The sequence below is a fragment of the Acinetobacter guillouiae genome (assembly GCF_002370525.2).
Taxonomy (GTDB): Bacteria; Pseudomonadota; Gammaproteobacteria; order Pseudomonadales; family Moraxellaceae; genus Acinetobacter; species Acinetobacter guillouiae.
Window position 1 is genome coordinate 2708643 of sequence record NZ_AP014630.1, and the last position, 20588, is coordinate 2729230.

Genomic DNA, 20588 nt, shown 5'->3' on the forward strand with positions numbered 1-20588 from the left:
ACTCAATTTAATGGTTTTTGATTAACCCTAGTTCATTATAAAGCACAGGTTCAGGCTCTAAGTGCACACCAAACTTCTCAAAAACATCTTTTTGTACTGCCTGATATGTTGCGCGTACATCTGTCAATGTTGCATCGGCATAATTCACCAATACCAAAGCTTGTTTATGAAACATTCCCACTTGATTAAGCTGTTTACCTTTCCAACCTGATTGATCAATCAACCAACCCGCTGCAATTTTAACGTGATTCCCTGCTTGAGGATAATGTGGAATATTAGGGAATTTTGCAATTAATTGTGAAAACTCTTGTTGCTTAATAATCGGATTTTTAAAGAAACTTCCCACGTTTGGATATTCTTTTGGGTCTGGAAGTTTACTTTGACGAATATGAATCACTTGCTTTTGTAAGTTTTCAGCACTCATATCATCCATCATTGCATCTTTTAAATCCCCATAATTTACTTTTAAATCAGCATGTTTAAGTAATTTAAAAATCACATGGGTAATCACATAACGATCTGGGTCATCCTTAAAAATACTGTGTCGATAAGAAAAATGGCAATCTTGTGCTTGAATTGAAAGTGTCTGTGCTGATTGACGATCGTATACTTCTACAGATTGAATAAATTCACCAACTTCAACACCATACGCGCCAATATTTTGCACAGGCGATGCACCGACTAAGCCCGGAATCAAAGCCAAGTTCTGTAAACCATAAAGCTGTTGCGTTGTCGTCCACAATACAAAGTCATGCCAAACTTGCCCTGCACCCACTTTGATTGTTTTACTTTCGGCATCTTCACTTAAAAATTCAATACCTTGTATATCTATAGCAACTACAAGCGCATGAATATGCTCAGGCAGCATCATATTGCTGCCCCCTGAAAGCAGTAAAACGTTTAAATCGTGTGCTTTAGAAAACTGCAACGCTTGTTGAAGATCTACGATAGATTGTATTTTGACATAATGTGATGCAATCGAGTTCAAACTCAATGTATTAAAGGGTTTGAGCTGAACCTGTGATTCAATATTCATAACTTAAATTCATTTCCTAAAATATTTCAATCACTTGCATTAAAACTGTTGTTGAAACACATGTACCCAAGCCAAACTGCTTGATTCACACTGATCAAGCACACGTTCAAATCCATCAGCTTCACCATAATAAGGATCTGGAAGCGCCTGTTGTGGATAAACGCGATCGTGCTCACTCATTAAAGCAATTTTAGCTTTGATTTGAGCAAGACCAAATTGGCTGCTGGCTTGGTTATACACATGCTGTATATCCGCAAAATTCTGATGATCCATGGCAAGAATCAAATCAAACTCTAAAAAGTCTTGTATTTTTAATTGTCTAGCACGTAATCCAGAAAGATCATAGCCTCTTTTTATTGCATGTTTTTGACTGCGACTATCGGGTGATTTATTTGGATGATAATTGCTCGTTCCAGCGGAATCCACAACTACATTTAATCGTTTTTCATCACAATAGTGTCGTAAAACCACCTCTGCTGTGGGTGAGCGACAAATATTTCCTAAGCACACACATAAAACTTTGTATGGCATTTTGGATGACATAACAACCTCAAATGATCATTTCTTTTATAAAGTCTTATGTTAAGTTATTTAGCAGGCGAATCCTATAGAACCTTAAAACAATAATGTTTAATTTGTGATGATAGATTAAGGATAATACATATGAGTCATTTTCAATTCCAAACTGTAGCCAATATTATTTCAGGTTTAGGATCAATCCAAGAACTCAGCACAGTATTAGGCAATCAATACCACAAAGCATTAATCGTGACAGATGCAGGCATGATTCAACACGCACTGCATTTGCCGCTATTAAAAATTTTAGCGCAATGCAATTTAGACTATGAAATTTATGCCGATGTACAGGCAGACCCAGCAGAGCAGATTGTTTTATCGGCAGTTCAATTCGCCAAAGACAATCAAGTAGATGTGGTCATTGGCTTTGGTGGTGGTAGCTCTATGGATGTTGCTAAGCTCATCGCGATATTGGCAAATCCAAAGCAATCACAAAGTATTCAGGAAATCTATGGGGTCAATAATGTCAAAGGCCCTCGCCTTCCTTTAATTCTTATTCCAACAACAGCGGGCACAGGCTCTGAAGTCACCCCCATTTCAATTGTCACTACAGGTGAAACCACCAAAACAGGTATCGTTTCCCCCATTTTATATGCCGATGTGGCAATTCTAGATGCAACATTTACCTCAGGGCTACCTGCACATATCACAGCAGCAACAGGCATAGATGCGATGGTGCATGCTATTGAAGCCTATACCTCTAAAATTAAAAAGAATTTTTATGCAGACATGCTTGCTAAACAAGCCCTTAAACTTTTAAATAAAAATTTAAAATTGGTCTTGGCGGATGGTACAAATTTAGCAGCTCGTCAAAATATGCTGGTTGGCTCTATGCTTGCAGGGCAGGCTTTTGCCAACGCTCCTGTAGGTGCTGTACACGCTTTAGCATACCCCTTAGGTGGTCATTTTCATTTATCACATGGGCATACTAACGCTTTGGTTTTATTGGAAGTGTTAAAATTCAATGCGCCTGATGCAAAAGCACTTTATGCAGAGTTAATGCAATGGCTTGATCCTTATAGTAAAGGCAGTACAGAAGGCTTATGTGACTTATTTATTGATCATATGCAGAGACACTTAGATCATAGTGGTTTGACTTTGAAATTACGCGATTTAAATGTACACGAGCAGCAACTGGATAGATTGGCATCCGATGCAATGCTGCAAACCCGTCTTTTACAAAATAATCCAAGGCCTCTACTCCACGCAGATGCATTAAAAATTTATCAGGCGATTTATTAAAATTTATCAACATTAATAGTGCACTGATTTATTGAATGCGCTTTTAAATAGACTTCTTTCATAAGTCCTTTTTAAAAGCATAAATCAACATAAAAGCGCCCTCATCCTAGCCTTCTTCCAATGGGAGAAGGCACTTTCAATACCAATATGACTCACTCGACATGATCATTTTTTGATTCATGAAAAATCTTGAATAAACATGAAGTACAATTGAGACATACTCGCTGAGTGTTTTATTTAAAAGTATCAAAATATCTATCATATGACCTATAATTTGTGTTTGAAATATGCGGCCTGCATTAGATCAAATCGACCTAAATTTTGAACAAAATTTATAATCTTGTAAAAATACAGCATTAAAATTAAACTTGATTATTCTCAAAATATGAAAAAACCATCTTATTGCCTCGTTTTGTTATATTTTTTAATCAATCGAACTTAAAGTTTTTTTAAAGATTTTATTTAAAAATGATTAATTATCAAACCATTAACCCATTAAACGTTTATTTTATGACTAGCTAGTAATTAGTTTTTATTTAATTTTTATTTAATTTTTAAAATAATTACTCTAAAATCGCGACAGATCTTAATCGGAAAATTAAGACAACTAGTATTGGAAAATGATTCTATGAAAAAACTTACATTAGCAATTCTGCCATTAGCAGCATTTGGATTAAGCAACGTTTCTCACGCAGCAACTTCAGATGGTAAAACTTTTGGTGTTTCTGCTGGTTGGTTACATGTTATGCCTCAAAGTAAAGGACAAGGCGTAAATGGTAAAACTGGTAATAGTCCTTATTTAGGTCCATTGGCGAATATACAAGCCAATAACCCAGATGCAGGCTTTGAAGTACAAAATGCAGATACAGCAGGCTTAATGCTTGATTATTTTGTCAATGACAATGTTTCGCTTGAATTAACTTTAGGCGCTCCTCCTGAAATGGAGCTTGCTGGTAAAGGTAGCATTAAAGTTCATGGTGTTACTGTCGTTGATCTAAATAAATTTGATAAAGCTGCAACTACAGATGCTTATACACCAACGCTTTCTGGTCGTTATCACTTTGGTTCAATCAACAACAAGATCCGTCCTTATGTAGGTGCAGGCTTGATGTATGCTCATTTCTCAAATGTTGAGACTGATTCAGCAATCAATGATGCATTAAAAGCCAATCCTTTACTTGGTCGATACAATCCAGAACTAGGTAAAGTTAAAGTGGATGACGCGTTTGCACCTGTTGCAATCCTTGGCGCAGATTTCAATATCAACAAAAATTGGTATGCAACTGCTTCTGTTTCATATGCGCATTTAACAACAAAAGCAAAATTAAATGTTAATGGTACAACGCCAGCTGGACAAACCACTTTAATTTCAGGCCAAAGCAGCATTGAGATTAAACCAATCGTGACTTATTTAGGTCTTGGTTATCGTTTCTAATCAATTTGGACTGAATCAGTTCTAAATTGCAAAAGCTCATTAGGTTAGACTTAATGAGCTTTTTTATGGCATACACTTGATTATAAATGTTTAACTAAAACACTTGTAAACAAGTGCAAAATTCATCTATAAAGTTACTTGTTTATAAAATCTTGAAAAGCATTGACTTGGTGATTGATCACGAAAAAGCGCTGTTAATTTTTTATCTATTTGAATGAATAATCCAAATGAAACCAGAAATAAAATTACTTACCCAATATCCCTTTATCTTCCCTATCCAAACACGTTGGGCAGACAACGATATTTATGGTCATGTGAATAATGTGACTTATTATAGTTATTTTGATACCGCGGCAAATGCGCTCCTGATCCAAAAAACAGACTTTGATATACACCATTCACCCATCATTGGCTTGGTGGTAAATTCTTCATGTCATTTTCTCGAAGAACTCACCTATCCAGAAATTATTGAGGTTGGGGTCGCCATTGCAAAAATTGGTAATTCATCACTGAGCTATGATCTGGCTATTTTCAAACAGGGTAAAACTGAAGCTTCAGCACAAGGTCAATTTGTGCATGTATTTGTTGAGCGTGAGACAAAGAAAAGCACCCCGATTCCACAAAAAATGCGAGATGCTTTGCAAGACTATATGCTTTAAGGCTAAAGCTAAAAATCGACGCTCAAAATAGCTTAAAACCGATAGCATAAAAATCAAACATCATTTTAAGCCAAGGTATTTTGATCCCAAAAAGCCTGACTCACTTCAGGCATTTGATTTAACATTTCAATAATCGGCTGAATTTCTTTTTCCTCAACGGAGTTCGCAATCAAAATCGCCTTAATTTCCACATCTTGCTCACCAAACGGTTCTACATCAAAATCTTTAGCAGGAAAATGATAACGCTTTAAAGCTTTATTCAGCTCATCCATAACATATTTACTGTGCTCTTTTTGACAAACCACATAAATTTCATGTTGCATTTCCGAATCAACATTTAAAGGTTTACGGTCGATAATATGCCCAATAGGACGTAATAAAGTATTGGCTGCCAAAATAAATATCGTCGCTAATATTGCTTCCACCAAACGGTCACAACCGGCCGCAGCACCGACAGCAGCAGAACACCACAAGGTTGCAGCAGTATTGAGTCCTTGAATATTCCCTTCTTGGCGCATGATTACCCCTGCGCCAAGAAATCCAATGCCAGAAACCACATAAGCAATCACCCGTACTGAACCATCAGCACCTGTTAAGTTATTGGCAATATCAACAAATATAGCAGCGCCAAGTGCGACTAATACATTGGTTCTTAAACCTGCTGTACGCTGTCTATACTGTCGCTCAAACCCGATCAATCCCCCTAAAATAAAAGCGCCAAGTAAACTAATCAAGGTATCTAGCATATTCGCTAATTCTAGATGTTGCATGAATTGGAGTTGCATTGGAGTTCTCCATTACCACCCGTAACGACGGATGTAAATTTTTTTCATCAGTTGCACAACCAGCATGTAGCCAAGCAAGATGAAAGGTAAAAATAAGAAATAAGTTAATGGTAAAGCTTGTAATTTTAAGTACTCAGCAAAAGGCCCCATTGGTAAGAAAATACCAGCAGCCACAATGACCAAGGTCATGACCATCAAAGGCATTGCTGCACGACTTTGAATAAATGGTATTTTTTCTGTACGAATCATATGCACAATAATCGTTTGTGTTAATAATCCTACGACAAACCAACCTGACTGAAACAAGGTTTGCTGTTCTGGTGAATTTGCATGAAATACAAACCACATGAGAGCAAAGGTCAAAATGTCAAAGATCGAACTGAGTGGCCCAAAGAAAATCATAAAACGGCCAATTTCATTTGGTTTCCAGCTTTGCGGTTTTTCAATCAACTCATCATCAACATTGTCAAATGGAATGGCGATTTGTGATACATCATAAAGTAAATTCTGTACCAGCAAATGAATCGGTAGCATTGGTAAAAACGGAATAAAAGCACTAGCTACTAATACCGAAAAAACATTACCAAAATTTGAACTTGCCGTCATTTTGATATATTTCAGCATATTGGCAAATGTACGTCGTCCCTCTAGCACACCTTCTTCAAGCACCATTAAACTTTTTTCAAGTAAAATTAAATCTGCTGACTCTTTGGCTATATCCACTGCTGTATCAACCGAAATTCCAATATCAGCACTGCGTATCGCAGCCGCATCATTGATTCCATCGCCTAGGAATCCAACCACATGTCCATTCTCTTTCAGCTGCATCACAATACGTTCTTTGTGAACAGGACTTAACTTGGCAAATACCTGTGTATATTCAACGGCAAATTTTAGTTCTTCATCAGTCATATTCTCAACATGCCCACCTAAAAGAACATGTTCACAGTCCAGACCAAGTTCTTTGCAGACCTTTTGCGTAACAAACTCATTATCCCCGGTAAGCACTTTGACATTGACGCCATGCGCTGCCAATTGAGCTAAAGCAGGTGCGGCAGACTTTTTAGGTGGATCCAAGAAAGTCAGATATCCAGTTAAAATCAAATTACTTTCATCTGCGACAGAAAAGTCATCTGATCTACCACTAAAATCTCGATACGCGATGGCAATAACACGTAAACCTTCAAGATTAAATTGGCGTATTTTTTCTTGAATCGCCTCAAGATGGTCTGGTGTTAATAGCTCAATCTTGTCATTTATCTCTACGTGCGAACAGACTTTCAGCATTTCCTCTGCCGCACCTTTAGTGATAATGCGTGCATTACCCTGCAAGGTTCTGACTACTACTGACATACGTCGACGCACAAAATCAAACGGTACTTCATCAAGCTTCTTAAATTTAAAATTTAGATCCTGTAAGTCTTGTGCAGCATGGTCCAAAATTGCAGCATCCAGTAAATTTTTCAGCCCTCTTTGGTAATAGCTATTTAAGTAAGCCTGTACCAGTACACGTTGTGATGTCTTGCCATTTACATCGACATGTTGTGATAAACAAATTTTATCCTCAGTCAAGGTACCTGTTTTATCTGTACATAAAACATCCATTGCACCAAAATTTTGAATCGCATCTAAACGTTTAACGATAACTTTTTTACGAGATAAAAATACTGCACCTTTGGCCAATGTTGAGGTCACGATCATCGGTAACATTTCAGGTGTTAAACCCACAGCTACAGATAAAGCAAACAGCAATGCTTCACTCCAATCGCCTTTGGTAAAGCCATTGATAAATAATACAACTGGCGCCATGATCAACATAAATCGAATCAATAACCAACTGACTTTATTTACCCCCATTTGAAATGAGGTCGTTGCACGATCTGCATGGGATACTCGGTGTGCTAATGCCCCAAAATAGGTTTGTGTCCCAGTATTCACCACCACCGCTTTTGCAGAACCAGACACAATATTGGTTCCCATAAAAACAATATTTTCCAGTTCCAATGCATTTTGCAGGGTGTGATCTTTTTGATCAGCAAACTTTTCTACAGGAATAGATTCACCTGTCATCGACGCTTGTGAAACAAACAGATCTTTTGCAAAGATAATTCGACAATCCGCAGGGATCATATCTCCAGCAGACAATAAAATGATGTCACCAGGGACCAAATCTTGGATCGCAAGCTCAACCTGTTGAGATCCTTGATCTAGGTCGTATTGCATGGTTTCAAGGTCTGGATCATCCCAATCTACTTGACGAATCACAGTAGCTGTATTACTCACCATTGCTTTTAATGCAGCGGCTGCCTTATTTGACTTAAATTCTTGCCAATAGCGCAGTACCGTAGAAAGTACAACCATGGTTGTAATAATGATTGTGCCTTCTATATCGTCGGTAAAGAAAGCCACCAAAGCCAAAATGGTAAGTAAAATATTAAATGGATTACGATAGGCATACCAAAGATGCTTCCACCACGGCAGTGGTTTTTCATGCGCAAGCTCATTTAATCCAAATTGTTCTTGTCGTTGTTCAACCTGCTTTGCTGACAAGCCTTGCTCTGTTGTATTTAAATGATTAAGCAATTGCTCTGAAGCTACATAGGAAGCATTGATCAAACTTTGTGAAAGCTTTTTACTAATTTCACTGGCATAACTGGCTTGATGTAATTCTTTAAATGAACGATGACGTTCAAATAAGTGTTGAATATGATATTTTTTGATGAAATTAGAAAATAAACGTTGCCATAGATTATGAAGCATAATGTTCTCCTTTTTTGGCAATAAAAATTTCTTCCTATTGAACAGGAATTGAATTAGATGATTTTTTTATGAGTTTAAAATTGGTGAGAAACTCAGTTCCCAACCCAAACCAGCGATCATGATGGTGGTCAAATCGATCTGCATAAGCCACTTGGACCCTGACAAAATCTTGAATCAACTCATAACCAAATGCGGTTTGAAAAAATACAGACTGATGATCTTGATTAAAGATTTCTGCACTGAGCGAAGTTTTAGCATTGATCCAATAATTGCTTGAAATTGCAGCTAAAACATACTGAGTATTGCCCTGATGTACATAGGAGATGTTGCCATTTAAAAATAACCGATCATCCAGTAATAAATAAGTTACGGGGAGATTCACTTTCCAACTCGAGTGGTCATCACCATACATATTTCGGCTTATTGTTAAGGATGCGGCAGCGCCCCAACTATTTGACTCCACTGCTTTCAAATTACGTTTGAATTGACCTGATATCACATCATGACGATTCTTATTTTGAACATGATCATCCAGTTGAAAACTTAATTCCAAATTTTTGGCAATGCCACATACTGGAGAAAAACTGGAATTAACCTCCTGATGTTTATAAAAGTTTATATTACTTTCAAAATGGCAAGTATATAGATCAGCAACACTTGCATCATCTGTGATTAATACAGGATCGGCATATGCTGATTTATGAATAATAAGTAATAAAAAGCAGCCCGTAATCAGTACTGTTTCTATCATACAAAATTGATTGATTACCATCCGTAATCCTCATTGCTGAGGCGGTATGAATCTAAGTGCGCACAAAAACAAGCCAAAATTGAACTGATTAAAGTCAAAATTGAGCTGTTTCACATCAAAATGGGGATGTAGTTTAAAATCAGATTATAACTGTCTCATTGCAAGACAGCTCTCCTAAAGGCAGTGCTCTCTTGCTCAGATACGAATAATGGCTGTATATAAACTACAGCGCCTCGATGAACAATTTGCCACTTAGGGTCTCCGCTAATTAAAGTTGCCGCAATTATAACCATAAAAATATTTAAAACAAGTGATTTTCAGCATAACAACGCCCATAAATGCAAGATTGATCATCATAATTTGAATTAAAATTCTTATATAAATTGAGAACCTGATGAGATTTTAAAATGATTTACCTTGGCACAGGCAGAAAAGGATTGTGAATATTGTCTAAATTTCGGCAAAATACAGTGGAATAAAAACAAGCCCAATTCCAGTAAAATTGAGCTTGTTTAAAACGATATCTGATCTAGATGTTTTCTAAAATTAGGGTCTGTTGACAATTCGTCTACGTTTGCGACTACGTGTGTTTTTTAGGCGATACTAGGCACGAAATACGAAATTTAGTCATTCTAAATGAGTAGTTCGTAACAACGTAGCGGCAAAAAACACACAAGTCCCGAAGGGTTGTGGCTAAAATTATCTCAGCCTTCGTTATGAAACTCGAAAATAGTCTCGCTATTCTCTTCGTTTCCTGCCTTGCCTGCTCAATTTTAGACTACAACGCAAGCCATTTATGAAATGTCTACAGACCCTAAGCTTTAAGCTGAATATTTTCCAACTTTCCATCCAATGCTTCAATTAAGCTTTTGACCAAAGGTTCTTTTTGAAGCATTTCACTGGCACGATCATACGCTCGAAGCTTACGCTCGTTTTGCATCATATAAGGTGTGGTCGACTCAACTTCACCATATTGCACTGTAAATAGCGTATTTGGCCACTGTTGTTTTAATTTTGCCTCAAGGTCATGTTGTGCTTGGTTCAATAATTTTTCATATTTTTGTGAAATTTGAAAAATAGATTGACCATTCACATCCCCTGTCATTAACCCATGCTGTGCAAGTTCTTGAACAGCTGGAGAAAGTGAGCTATTTCTAAACCAATACTCCCATTTATCAACCGTCCACTCACCTTCTAAGACCTGTAATTTTAAGGCAAGTATCTGTTGCGGCGTTTGTTCCTCAGAAAAAGATCCGTGTTCTATTTCAGGGATAATATTAGAAACTTGAGCTGGAGTATCTGTTTGAGAATGAATAGGCTCAACCAAATCAATTTCAACATTTTGATCCTGATTTTCAGGTGCTAAAAAGAATACATCTTGATTTGGACTAGACGGAGACGTGGTATTTTTCGGTTGACTTAACTTAGCACCAAACAAGGTTAAACTTGGTTCTGCATTTTCTACGTCTATTTTCTCTTGAACAGTTGGCTGCTGTGCTTCAATACCTTGATTATTATGAGCCGTTGATTCGACCACAGCACTTTGTTGTACTTCCTCAGCAAAGTCATCTAAATAGTCATCACTACTCGATTCATGGTCAACACTTTGCTGTTGAGTTTGCTGATCTTCAACTTGGTCAAAGGCTGGATCTAAATCACTCACTACACGCTGCGAATTGACCTCAATCTGCGCTTGCTGTACCTCCGCTAATGGCGCGTCAGTTTCTGGTTGTGAACTTATATTCAAAGTAGCATTTTGTTGTTCACTGTTTTTTTCAACAGGCACTTGCTGAGCCTGCTGTTGATGAGCTGGCTCTTGCTGAATTTGCGCTTGCTTAATCTGTGCTTGTTGCACAAGCCCCGTTTGAACAGATGCTTGATGCGGTTGCTGTAAAATAGCAACTTGATCGATATTCTGATTGTTTTGTGGTTGTTGAGCTTGAGAGACTACAATTTCATTGATTTGCATCGGTCTAAATGCCAGTAAACGCAATACTGTCATTTCAAAACCTTGCTCTTGTGTTACTGCAAGTTGTAGCTCCGCTCTACCTTTACTGGCAATTTGATAATAAAGCTGTAAATCTTGTGCAGAGACAATTTTTGATAACTGCATAATTTTTTGATTAATTTCAGCACTATATTTTAGGCTTAAATCAGGCAAATATTGCAACATTGCCAACTCATGCAAAGTCGAAATAAACTGATCTAAAACCAATGAAACATCTAAAGCCTGTTGCCTAAATTGTAGTAATAATTGGCTGACACGTGCATTTTGGTTTTGATGAATTGCCAAGATCAAATCATAAATGATGGTTCTATCAATCAAACCCAGCATTTCTTTGACATCTTGATGATGAATTGCACCTTGACCATAGGCAATTGCTTGGTCAGTTAAAGACAATGCATCACGTAATGAACCTTGGGCAGATTCAGCAATTTGCCAAATCGCATCTTGCTCTGATGAAATTTCTTCTTTATTTAAAATATCTGTAAGGTGATGGGTAATTTCATCTACAGCCAATGGACGTAATGTAAATTGCAAGCAACGTGAAATCACCGTAATTGGTAATTTTTGTGGATCAGTTGTGGCAAATAAAAATTTTACATGTTCAGGCGGTTCTTCTAATGTTTTCAATAACGCATTAAAGGAATGCGTCGACAGCATATGTACCTCATCGATCAAATATACCTTAAATCGACCTTGGGTCGGTGCATAAGGTACATTATCCAGCAACTCACGTGTGTCTTCAACTTTTGTCCGTGATGCCGCATCGATTTCAATAAGGTCAATAAAGCGCCCTTCATTTACCGCCTTACAGGTTGCACAAACTTCACAAGGTGTAGAGGTTACCCCTGTTTCACAATTTAAACATTTCGCTAAAATTCGAGCAATCGTGGTTTTCCCCACCCCACGTGTTCCAGTAAATAAATAGGCATGGTGTAAACGTCCACGATCTAAAGCACTGGTCAGTGCACGTGAAACGTGATTCTGTCCGACCAATTCATTAAAGTTACGTGGGCGATATTTACGTGCAAGTACCTGATACATGGAAGCTCCTAGTTACAGGTCTAAGGATACTGTTTTTTTGCTGATTAGTGAATGAAGAACTGTAGAGTTATTTTTTATTAGAGATAATTCGATCAATTTCTTCGAATTCGACACCGTACTCTACAACATAAAGTTTATCTATCTCTTAAATAGATTTAAAAATATACACTAGCAAATTTACTTGAAAAAACACTGCCGTGGCAGTGTTAAATAAATGACAATTTGGCTTGCTAAAGTTTTCAATCTGTATATCAAACTCTTATATTCACACTGTAAAATCTCAGTGTGAAAAATAAGCGCATAATTTAAATTATGCGCAATATTCTACACAGCAATCTGTTTCTTTGCTGGTAAAGCACGCCAAACAAATACAGATAAAACCAAGAACATCAAACCCGAAATGCCCAAGACTTTACTATGTGAATGAATAAACGCTTCAAAAGCAGCTTGCTTTACTTGTTGCATCAATGCAGGCTCTAACTGTTTGGTCAGTAATAATGCCTCACCAATAGAGGAACTTGCTTGAGTTGCGATATTCAGCGGTAAATGATCAGGCAAGATAATCGAATGCGCATAAAATATAGACAACAATAGTCCAAAAATCGCAATCCCGAGACCAGCCCCTAACTCATAGGCCATACCTTCGATTGCACCAGCAGCCGTTGCTTTTTGTGGAGGTACAGCAGACATAATAGCTGCTGTGGAGGATAATAACGCGATTTCAACACTGATCCCCATCAGCACCATCCACACCCAAGCTTGAATATAATCTATGTCAAAATTGGTCATGGCTAAGCCGAAGAAACATAAGGCGCACATCAGCATCCCAACAGTTGCTACAGGTCTTAAACCATAGTGATTCATTAAAATACTGGTAAAGGGTCCCCCAATACTGATTGCTATCATAAAGGGTAAAATAAACAAACCTGCTTCTAATGGGCTATATCCATACACAAACTGTAATTCCTGTGAAAGGAGTAGCTCAAAACCAACTAATGCAATCATTGCCACCATTGCCATCACAATACTGGTTGAAATCACAGGATTCTTAAACAGACTAAAATCAATCATCGGTTGGGTTGTTTTCAATTGATGGCGGATAAATCCCACTAACAATCCCAATCCAAGCACAAAAATTAAAATCATCCCGAGGCTAAACGCATAGATAGAGGTCTTAATTGAATAAATCAGCATTAAGATAGCAGTGACCAAAATGAGCGCTTGTAATAGATTTAAAGGTTGTTTGGTTTGTACTGCTTGCTTCGGCACCAGCCATGTCGTTAAGACCAAGACTAAAATAATAATTGGCACATTAATCAGGAACACGGTTCCCCATGAAAAATGTTCCAAGATAAATCCACCTAAAAGTGGACCAAAAGCCGCTCCACCGCCACCGACAGTTCCCCAAATACCTAAAGCATAATTACGTTGTTTTTCATCTAAGAAGGTATTACGAACACCTGCCAAGGTTGCAGGTAAAATAATGGCAGCGCCTACACCAAGAAATGCTCTGGCAGCAATCAACATATAGGCTGAACTCGCAAAAGCAGCCATGAGAGAAGCCACACCAAAAATACCTGCACCAATTAGCATCAGCCGTTTAAAGCCAATACGATCCCCCAATGCCCCCATGGGTAAAATCAAGCCTGCCATGATCAGTGAATAGATATCTATCACCCAGAGCATTTCATTACTGGATAGTGATAAGGCAGCACTCAATGTTGGGATGGCAACATGCAAAACCGTTGCATCAATTGAAACCGGTAAATAAATTAAAACGATGATTGCCAAAATCACCCAATTGCGGTACATAACACACCTAATTAAAGTTGGACACTTGTTCAAGTTGAGTCATTATAACCAGACTTGAACAAACGTCCAACTTTGTTTAATATTTGTTTTGTAAATTTTGTTGTATTAAAAGTGATGAACTATTTAAACCGAGAACAGCGTCGTACTATGATTTTGGATGCAGCAAAGCGTGTTGCATTACAAGATGGATTGAATGGATTAACTGTGCGCCGTATTGCCGCAGAAGCACAAGTTTCAACAGGACAAGTACATCATCACTTTGAATCAAGTTCGCATTTAAAGGCCGAAGTTTTTATTGAATTAATGGATCAACTCAATGAAGTAGAAGATCAAATTAAAACCGACAGTAGTTTTGAGCGTTTATCTCTCTTGCTAGGCTTTGAAAATATTGAACAAACTCAACCCTATTTACGACTTTGGAATGAAGCTGAGATTTTAATCGATCAAGATCCTGAAATTAAAAAAGCTTATAATATTACGATGGAACAATGGCATGTAGCCTTGGTTACTGCGATTGAACATGGCGTCAGCCAACAAGAATTTAAAATTGCTACAGCCAGCAGCAGCCAAGACATTGCTTGGCGGCTGATTGCTTTTGTTTGTGGTTTAGAAGGAATCTATCAACTTGGCTTAAAAGGTCTAGACCAACACTCGTTTAAACACCATGTCGAAACCATCCTAAAAATGGAGTTATTTGCCTAAGAAAATATTGATAAATCTATATACTGCTGTTTAAAGTCCTTATTTTTAATTCTTTTGCAAAATAAGACTCAGCCATCTGATCTTCTATAAAATTTCAATCTCTTTGATCTTAATATTTAGAACCAGCCTTTACTTCCTTTAAGTAAACCATCGGCGCAACGCAATGTTTCTTGGGTCAGTCCCCAAAGACGATAATCACCGGTGATTGAACCAATGGCAAAATTATGGGTATAGGCAAAACTAAGCCCTCGTTGCGGGTCACACCACGCCCCAGAACCGTTATATCCAATGTGACCAAAGCCTTGCTTGGCACGTTTACCCATACTAATCACACGGTGGTAGCCTAAACGCCATTTCATCGGAATTGGCATCACGCGATCTCGTTTAATCGATTGAATTTGACTTAATTCAGCAAATATTTCAGGACGAATGAAAACTTTTCCTTCCCAAACCCCTTTATTTGCCATCATGGCATAAACTTTTGCAAGACTATTGGCGCTAAATACCCCATTGGCCGCTGGAATAATCGCTTGAAGCCCTTGGTCAGTAAAGAAACTAAAATCACGCATCCCTTTCGGTACCATAGCATCTAAAAAATCTTGCGGATTTTGTCCAGTTAATTCAACCAATTTATCGGAAAAAGACGTTTTATGATGCTTCTTGGCTTTGCTCTTACTGGATTTTGTTTTTGCCTTTTGTACAGGTGCTGCTTTTTGAATTAAACGCGCCACACGATTTAACTCAGATTCAGGCACACCAAAATAGGCACCATCAAGGTGTAGGGGTTCAACCAAATACTTCTGCATTAACTGTGTTAAAGATTGTTGCGTTGCTTTCTCTAAAACACCACCCACCAACCAGCCAAATGTTAATGCCTGATATGCAATATCAGTTCCTACAGCAAAACGAGGTGTGGCCTGCTCCATGACCTTGAGCATATGCTGCCAATCTGCCATTTCAACGGCACCAGCAATAATATTGCGAATATCGTATAAGCCACTTTGATGACTTAAAATATGACGCAGTGTCATATTCTCTTTACCATTTTGAGCAAATTCAGGCCAAAAATTGACTATAGGCGTATCGTAGTCTAAGAAACCTTCACTCACCAAAATGTGCGCGAGTGTTGCCAGTACACCTTTCCCTGTGGAATAACAAACCGACAAGGTTCGCTCATCCCATTGCTCAGTTTTTGATTTTTTACCCGTATATATATCGACAACTTTTTCATTTTGAAAATAAACAGTTAAAGCAGCACCACCATTTTCGCTACGACCATCCTGCAAACGACTAAATTGAACAGCGAGATCTTGAAAACGCTCATCCACATAGCCCTGATAATTTTTCGTATTCGCAAAAATAATGTCCGTTAAACTGCTCATTGCCCTATCCTATTTTTTTAATCATAACTTTTTTAATTAAAAAAGCCTGAATCATCTCGACTCAGGCTTTATATTTTATCTTATAAAGCGTTAACCACACCAGAAACATGAGGTTTTTGTGATTTTTGATTACGAATCAAAAAGTCAGTTGTTGTACCATCTTGTGCAGTTAAAAATTCTACTGTTGAAGGTAAATACATCGGCAATTTAAACAATACATCGGCTTCATAAGCTTCTGGTAAGTTGAGCCCAGCGAGAACACGCGCCTTGCTCCACATCCCATGAGCAATCGCTTGTTTAAAACCAAATGCTTTTGCAGTTAATGCATGGATATGAATCAAGTTAAAGTCACCTGATGTCATAGCATAACGACGACCAGTATTTTCAGAAACTTCCCAAACCGCCTGAACTTGATAATTTGGTTCTTTTTTATCTTTTGGTTTTTCTGTAACTGAACCATCGGTTTTTTGGCGTGCTAGATAGGTGGTTAATCCTTGCATGACCACGTCACCGCCAACTTTGGCTGTTGTGATGAAATCGAACTGAACCCCTTTATCATGGGGCTTTAACTCACCAAATTGACAAGATAAAGTCAGCTGTTCATTGACCCCAATTTTACGTGTTTGCTTAATTTGATTGCGAATATGCACTAAGCCTAAGATTGCAAAAGGAAATGCTTCAGAGGTCATCATATGCATTTGTAAACTTTGCGATAAAACAGCTAAATAAATTGCGGGAATATACCCATTATTTTTAAAGCCACACACTTCGTTATATGCTTTTAAATGATTTGGATCAATTTTGAATGAATCAACCACATATTCAACTTGCGGTAGAACTTTTTCACCTTTTGGCTTTTTAAAAATTAAACCCTGAATCACTTTTGGATAAGCTAAATATGGCTTAGGAAGTTGACTAAAATGGCGAGTATTCATACTGGACCTTTGAAAAATTAATTCTTATTCAACATTTAAAAAATCCAACATTTCAGTTGGAAATTAACGGATGATACAGCTTAAACATCCTGATTTTGTTGAAGAGAAAACCAGCGAAAGCGTTATTTAAATACACAAATAATCGCTTCGCGGTAATCCCCTAAACGAAACAGGACTTCAGTTATGCGTGATTATGCACCCAATAAGCTTTGACCACAAACACGCACAACATTACCATTTAATCCTGTAGATGCTGAAGATGCAAATAAAGCAATTGTTTCAGCAACATCAACAGGTAAGCCACCTTGACTCATTGAGTTCATACGACGACCTGCTTCACGGATTGCAAATGGAATTGCAGCGGTCATTTGAGTTTCAATGAAACCCGGTGCTACAGCATTAATGGTAATACCATTTTTTAACACAGGCGCAGTAAATTTCACCAAACCAATGACACCTGCTTTTGATGCAGCATAGTTGGTTTGACCTAAGTTACCAGCAATACCTGAAATTGAAGATACGCAAACAATACGACCATTTGCATTTAAACCATCATTTGACAATAAATAATCGTTAATACGTTCAGCAGCAGATAAGTTGATATTAATCACCAGATCCCACATCTCTGGCTTCATATTTGCCAAAGTTTTGTCACGTGTAATACCCGCATTATGTACGATGATATCTAAACCACCTTGTTGAGCTGCCGCAGCTTTGATTTTTTCACCAGCATCAGCAGCAGTGATATCAATTGCGAGCGTAGAACCACCGATTTCACTTGCAACACGGTCTAGGTCTGCTTGTTGTGGTGGAACATCTAAACAAATTACATGCGCACCATCACGTGCCAATACATGTGCAATCGCTTCACCAATACCACGGCTTGCACCTGTTACTAGTGCAGTTTTGCCTGCAAGCGGTTTTGCCCAATCGATATCAATCACATCACCTTTAGATACGCGAATCACTTGACCTGATACGTATGCTGAACGTGGAGAAATTGCAAAACGTAAACTTGATTCCAAGTTTTGTGCAGCATCTGCATCAACCAGAATAAGATCAGCAGCAATTCCTTTCTTAAACTCTTTACCAACCGATTTAACAAACCCTTCTAATGCACGTTGTGCAATCGCCTGCTTAATCGTTGGTGCAGTTTCAGGTGTTAAACCAATAATAATTACACGGCCTGATGTCGCAATTTGACGGGCAACAGGATTAAAAAACTTGTGTAGTTCATGTAATTGTTCTGAATTTTGAATCCCTGATGCATCAAATATCACTGCTTTAAATTTTGATTCTTTATCGCCTTCATTAAAAGCGCCGACATTCAAACCAGATTTTGCCGCAGCTTGTTGTAATTCTGCGTTATTCCCTGCATAAGTGTTGGCGTGAATATTACTAAGAACCTGCGCAACTTCACCAGTGAAATGACTCTTTGGAGCTGCACCAAATAATACAGCACCTTTAACGACAGGAGTGGCAGACTCAAAGCGGTCTAGCTGGATTGGTGATGGTAAACCTAAATTTTTTATGACAAATTTACCAATTGGAGATTTAGCAAATGCTTGGTATTGGTCAGACATGTTTCTTATCTCTCATCAAATTAATTTTGTATGGGGCTTAAGCTATCTTTTAACTTCAGTATAATCTCAGATATTTAGCTGTGTTGCGCTTTCTTAAATGGCTTGCGTTGTTCTTCGCGCAAGGCTTAGAGGAATCGTCAACAACGCTATCATCTCTATGACCCATAAGTTTCAGTTAAATCATACTTGAGTTGCCAAAATGATGACTTGACCTGAAAGAATATGCAAATGTCATTATAGTCAATTCGAGTCATAGCCAATTATGTTAATGTAAGCACTAAGAATATTGCGAACATGCTTGGAAAAGCCTTATGAGCAAAACAACTCAAGAAAATTCAAACGCTGAAAGCACTGTACAAGAAACTGTGTCAAATACATCAAAACCTCGTACTCGTACGAGTAAAAGTAGCAACACAAATTCTACAAATGCCAATGCAGCCAACACGACTAAGAAACCGACTCGTGCACCAGCAGCTGCTTCACGTAGCAAAGCAACAGCATCGACGGCAAAAAAAGTTACAACAGCTTCATCTTCTAAAACTCAAACTTCTGGTCAGCAGGATAAAATTATGAGTCAAAACACTGTACGTCGCGTAGCAATTATTGGCGGTAACCGTATTCCTTTTGCACGTTCAAATGGCCCTTATTTCCGAGCGTCAAACATTGACATGCTTACTGCGTCTTTAAACGGTTTAATTGAACGTTTTAACCTTCAAGGTCAACGTTTAGGTGAAGTTGTTGCTGGTGCAGTTCTAAAACATAGCCGTGATTTCAACATGACACGCGAATGTGTTTTAAATACTCAACTTGCCCCTGAAACCCCTGCTTATGATATTCAACAAGCATGTGGTACTGGCTTACAAGCAGCTTTCCTTGTTGCAAACAAAATTGCATTAGGTCAAATTGAAGTGGGTATTGCTGGTGGTGTGGATACTACCTCTGATGCACCGATCGCATTTGGTGACGGCTTACGTAAAGCATTGCTTGAATTAAACATTGCAAAAACAGGTAAAGATCGTTTAAAAGCCTTAGCTAAAATCAATGTTAAAGACTTGATGGATGCGCCAAAAAATGGTGAACCTCGTACAGGTTTATCTATGGGTGATCACCAAGCGATTACTGCTTTAGAATGGGGTATTCCTCGCGAAGCTCAAGATGAACTTGCTGCATCTTCACATCAAAAAATGGCCAAAGCATATGAAGAAGGTTTCTTCGATGATTTGATCACGCCATTTATGGGTCTAGACAAAGACAATAACTTACGTCCTGATTCTTCAGTTGAAAAATTGGCTAAGCTTAAACCTGCATTTGGTAAAGGTGAAACTGCAACAATGACTGCAGGTAACTCTACTCCTCTTACAGACGGCGCTTCAGTTGTACTTTTAGCCTCTGAAGAATGGGCGAAAGCAAATGGTCACGAAGTACTCGCGTACTTAACATTCACTGAAACTGCTGCTGTAGATTTTGTCAATAAGAAAGAAGGTTTATTGATGGCACCTGCTTATGCTGTTCCACGTATGTTGGCTCGTGCGGGTATTAAACTTCAAGACTTCGACTACTATGAAATTCATGAAGCTTTTGCATCACAAGTTCTTTCGACCTTAAAAGCATGGGAAGATCCTAAGTTCTGTAAAGAACGTTTAGGTCTAGATGCACCATTGGGCTCAATTGACCGTAGCAAACTCAATGTTAAAGGTTCTTCTTTAGCTGCTGGTCATCCATTTGCAGCAACAGGTGGTCGTATTTTGGCAACTGCTGCAAAATTGATTAACCAAAAAGGTTCAGGTCGTGTGTTAATTTCGATTTGTGCTGCTGGTGGTCAAGGTGTAACTGCAATCGTAGAGAAATAAGTTCTCTGATTTGTACGATACCTTCAAAAAA

At 38.1% G+C, this 20588-nt stretch carries 15 protein-coding genes; 5 read left to right on the plus strand and 10 right to left on the minus strand.

Going from position 1 to position 20588, the window contains the following annotated elements:
- Positions 1 to 7 precede the first annotated feature (7 nt).
- Both murB and AS4_RS12560 read right to left on the minus strand, forming a co-directional pair.
- Positions 8 to 1036 (minus strand): UDP-N-acetylmuramate dehydrogenase, encoded by a 1029-nt coding sequence (gene murB, locus AS4_RS12555; RefSeq protein ID WP_096734361.1) that lies wholly within the window; start codon positions 1034 to 1036, stop codon positions 8 to 10.
- Between the two features lie 39 nt (positions 1037 to 1075).
- On the minus strand, positions 1076 to 1579 hold the full coding sequence (locus tag AS4_RS12560) for a low molecular weight protein-tyrosine-phosphatase (protein ID WP_004822261.1): 504 nt from the start codon (positions 1577 to 1579) through the stop codon (positions 1076 to 1078).
- Between the two features lie 120 nt (positions 1580 to 1699).
- On the opposite strand from AS4_RS12560, the gene AS4_RS12565 reads away from it, so the two are divergent.
- The 3 genes from AS4_RS12565 (at position 1700) to AS4_RS12575 (ending at position 4948) form a co-directional block, all read left to right on the plus strand.
- Complete coding sequence (locus AS4_RS12565; RefSeq protein WP_004822263.1) at positions 1700 to 2854, plus strand: iron-containing alcohol dehydrogenase; 1155 nt, start codon at positions 1700 to 1702, stop codon at positions 2852 to 2854.
- Between the two features lie 628 nt (positions 2855 to 3482).
- Positions 3483 to 4289 carry an OmpW/AlkL family protein gene (locus tag AS4_RS12570; RefSeq protein ID WP_004822265.1) on the plus strand — a complete coding sequence of 269 codons (807 nt, stop codon included), beginning with the start codon at positions 3483 to 3485 and terminating at the stop codon, positions 4287 to 4289.
- A 227-nt stretch (positions 4290 to 4516) separates the two neighbouring features.
- A complete protein-coding gene (locus AS4_RS12575; RefSeq protein ID WP_096734362.1) occupies positions 4517 to 4948 on the plus strand; it encodes an acyl-CoA thioesterase in 432 nt (143 codons plus the stop codon).
- Between the two features lie 65 nt (positions 4949 to 5013).
- On the opposite strand, the gene AS4_RS12580 is transcribed toward AS4_RS12575, so the two are convergent.
- The 5 genes from AS4_RS12580 to AS4_RS12600 form a co-directional block, all read right to left on the minus strand.
- The gene (locus tag AS4_RS12580; RefSeq protein WP_004719550.1) at positions 5014 to 5733 is read right to left on the minus strand and encodes an MgtC/SapB family protein; all 720 of its coding nucleotides are present in this window, start codon (positions 5731 to 5733) and stop codon (positions 5014 to 5016) included.
- Between the two features lie 12 nt (positions 5734 to 5745).
- Complete coding sequence (gene mgtA / locus AS4_RS12585; RefSeq protein WP_096734363.1) at positions 5746 to 8493, minus strand: magnesium-translocating P-type ATPase; 2748 nt, start codon at positions 8491 to 8493, stop codon at positions 5746 to 5748.
- A gap of 34 nt (positions 8494 to 8527) precedes the next feature.
- On the minus strand, positions 8528 to 9265 hold the full coding sequence (locus tag AS4_RS12590) for a hypothetical protein (protein WP_096734364.1): 738 nt from the start codon (positions 9263 to 9265) through the stop codon (positions 8528 to 8530).
- A 793-nt stretch (positions 9266 to 10058) separates the two neighbouring features.
- Positions 10059 to 12293, minus strand: a complete 2235-nt coding sequence (gene dnaX, locus AS4_RS12595) for a DNA polymerase III subunit gamma/tau (RefSeq protein ID WP_096734365.1) — start codon at positions 12291 to 12293, stop codon at positions 10059 to 10061.
- Between the two features lie 324 nt (positions 12294 to 12617).
- On the minus strand, positions 12618 to 14105 hold the full coding sequence (locus AS4_RS12600) for a SmvA family efflux MFS transporter (protein ID WP_096734366.1): 1488 nt from the start codon (positions 14103 to 14105) through the stop codon (positions 12618 to 12620).
- Positions 14106 to 14219: 114 nt separating this feature from the next.
- Here AS4_RS12600 and AS4_RS12605 point away from each other — a divergent pair, with 114 nt between their 5' ends.
- Positions 14220 to 14807: a TetR family transcriptional regulator gene (locus AS4_RS12605; RefSeq protein WP_096735524.1), complete on the plus strand. Its 588-nt coding sequence runs from the start codon at positions 14220 to 14222 to the stop codon at positions 14805 to 14807.
- Between the two features lie 116 nt (positions 14808 to 14923).
- Here the strand turns inward: AS4_RS12605 and AS4_RS12610 are convergent, their stop codons facing one another.
- The 3 genes from AS4_RS12610 to AS4_RS12620 form a co-directional block, all read right to left on the minus strand.
- Complete coding sequence (locus AS4_RS12610) at positions 14924 to 16189, minus strand: serine hydrolase domain-containing protein (protein WP_096734367.1); 1266 nt, start codon at positions 16187 to 16189, stop codon at positions 14924 to 14926.
- An 80-nt stretch (positions 16190 to 16269) separates the two neighbouring features.
- Positions 16270 to 17124 carry a MaoC family dehydratase gene (locus AS4_RS12615; protein ID WP_004719535.1) on the minus strand — a complete coding sequence of 285 codons (855 nt, stop codon included), beginning with the start codon at positions 17122 to 17124 and terminating at the stop codon, positions 16270 to 16272.
- A gap of 191 nt (positions 17125 to 17315) precedes the next feature.
- Complete coding sequence (locus AS4_RS12620; RefSeq protein WP_004822281.1) at positions 17316 to 18707, minus strand: 3-oxoacyl-ACP reductase; 1392 nt, start codon at positions 18705 to 18707, stop codon at positions 17316 to 17318.
- Between the two features lie 311 nt (positions 18708 to 19018).
- On the opposite strand from AS4_RS12620, the gene AS4_RS12625 reads away from it, so the two are divergent.
- Complete coding sequence (locus tag AS4_RS12625; RefSeq protein WP_004822283.1) at positions 19019 to 20557, plus strand: acetyl-CoA C-acetyltransferase; 1539 nt, start codon at positions 19019 to 19021, stop codon at positions 20555 to 20557.
- Positions 20558 to 20588: the final 31 nt, after the last annotated feature.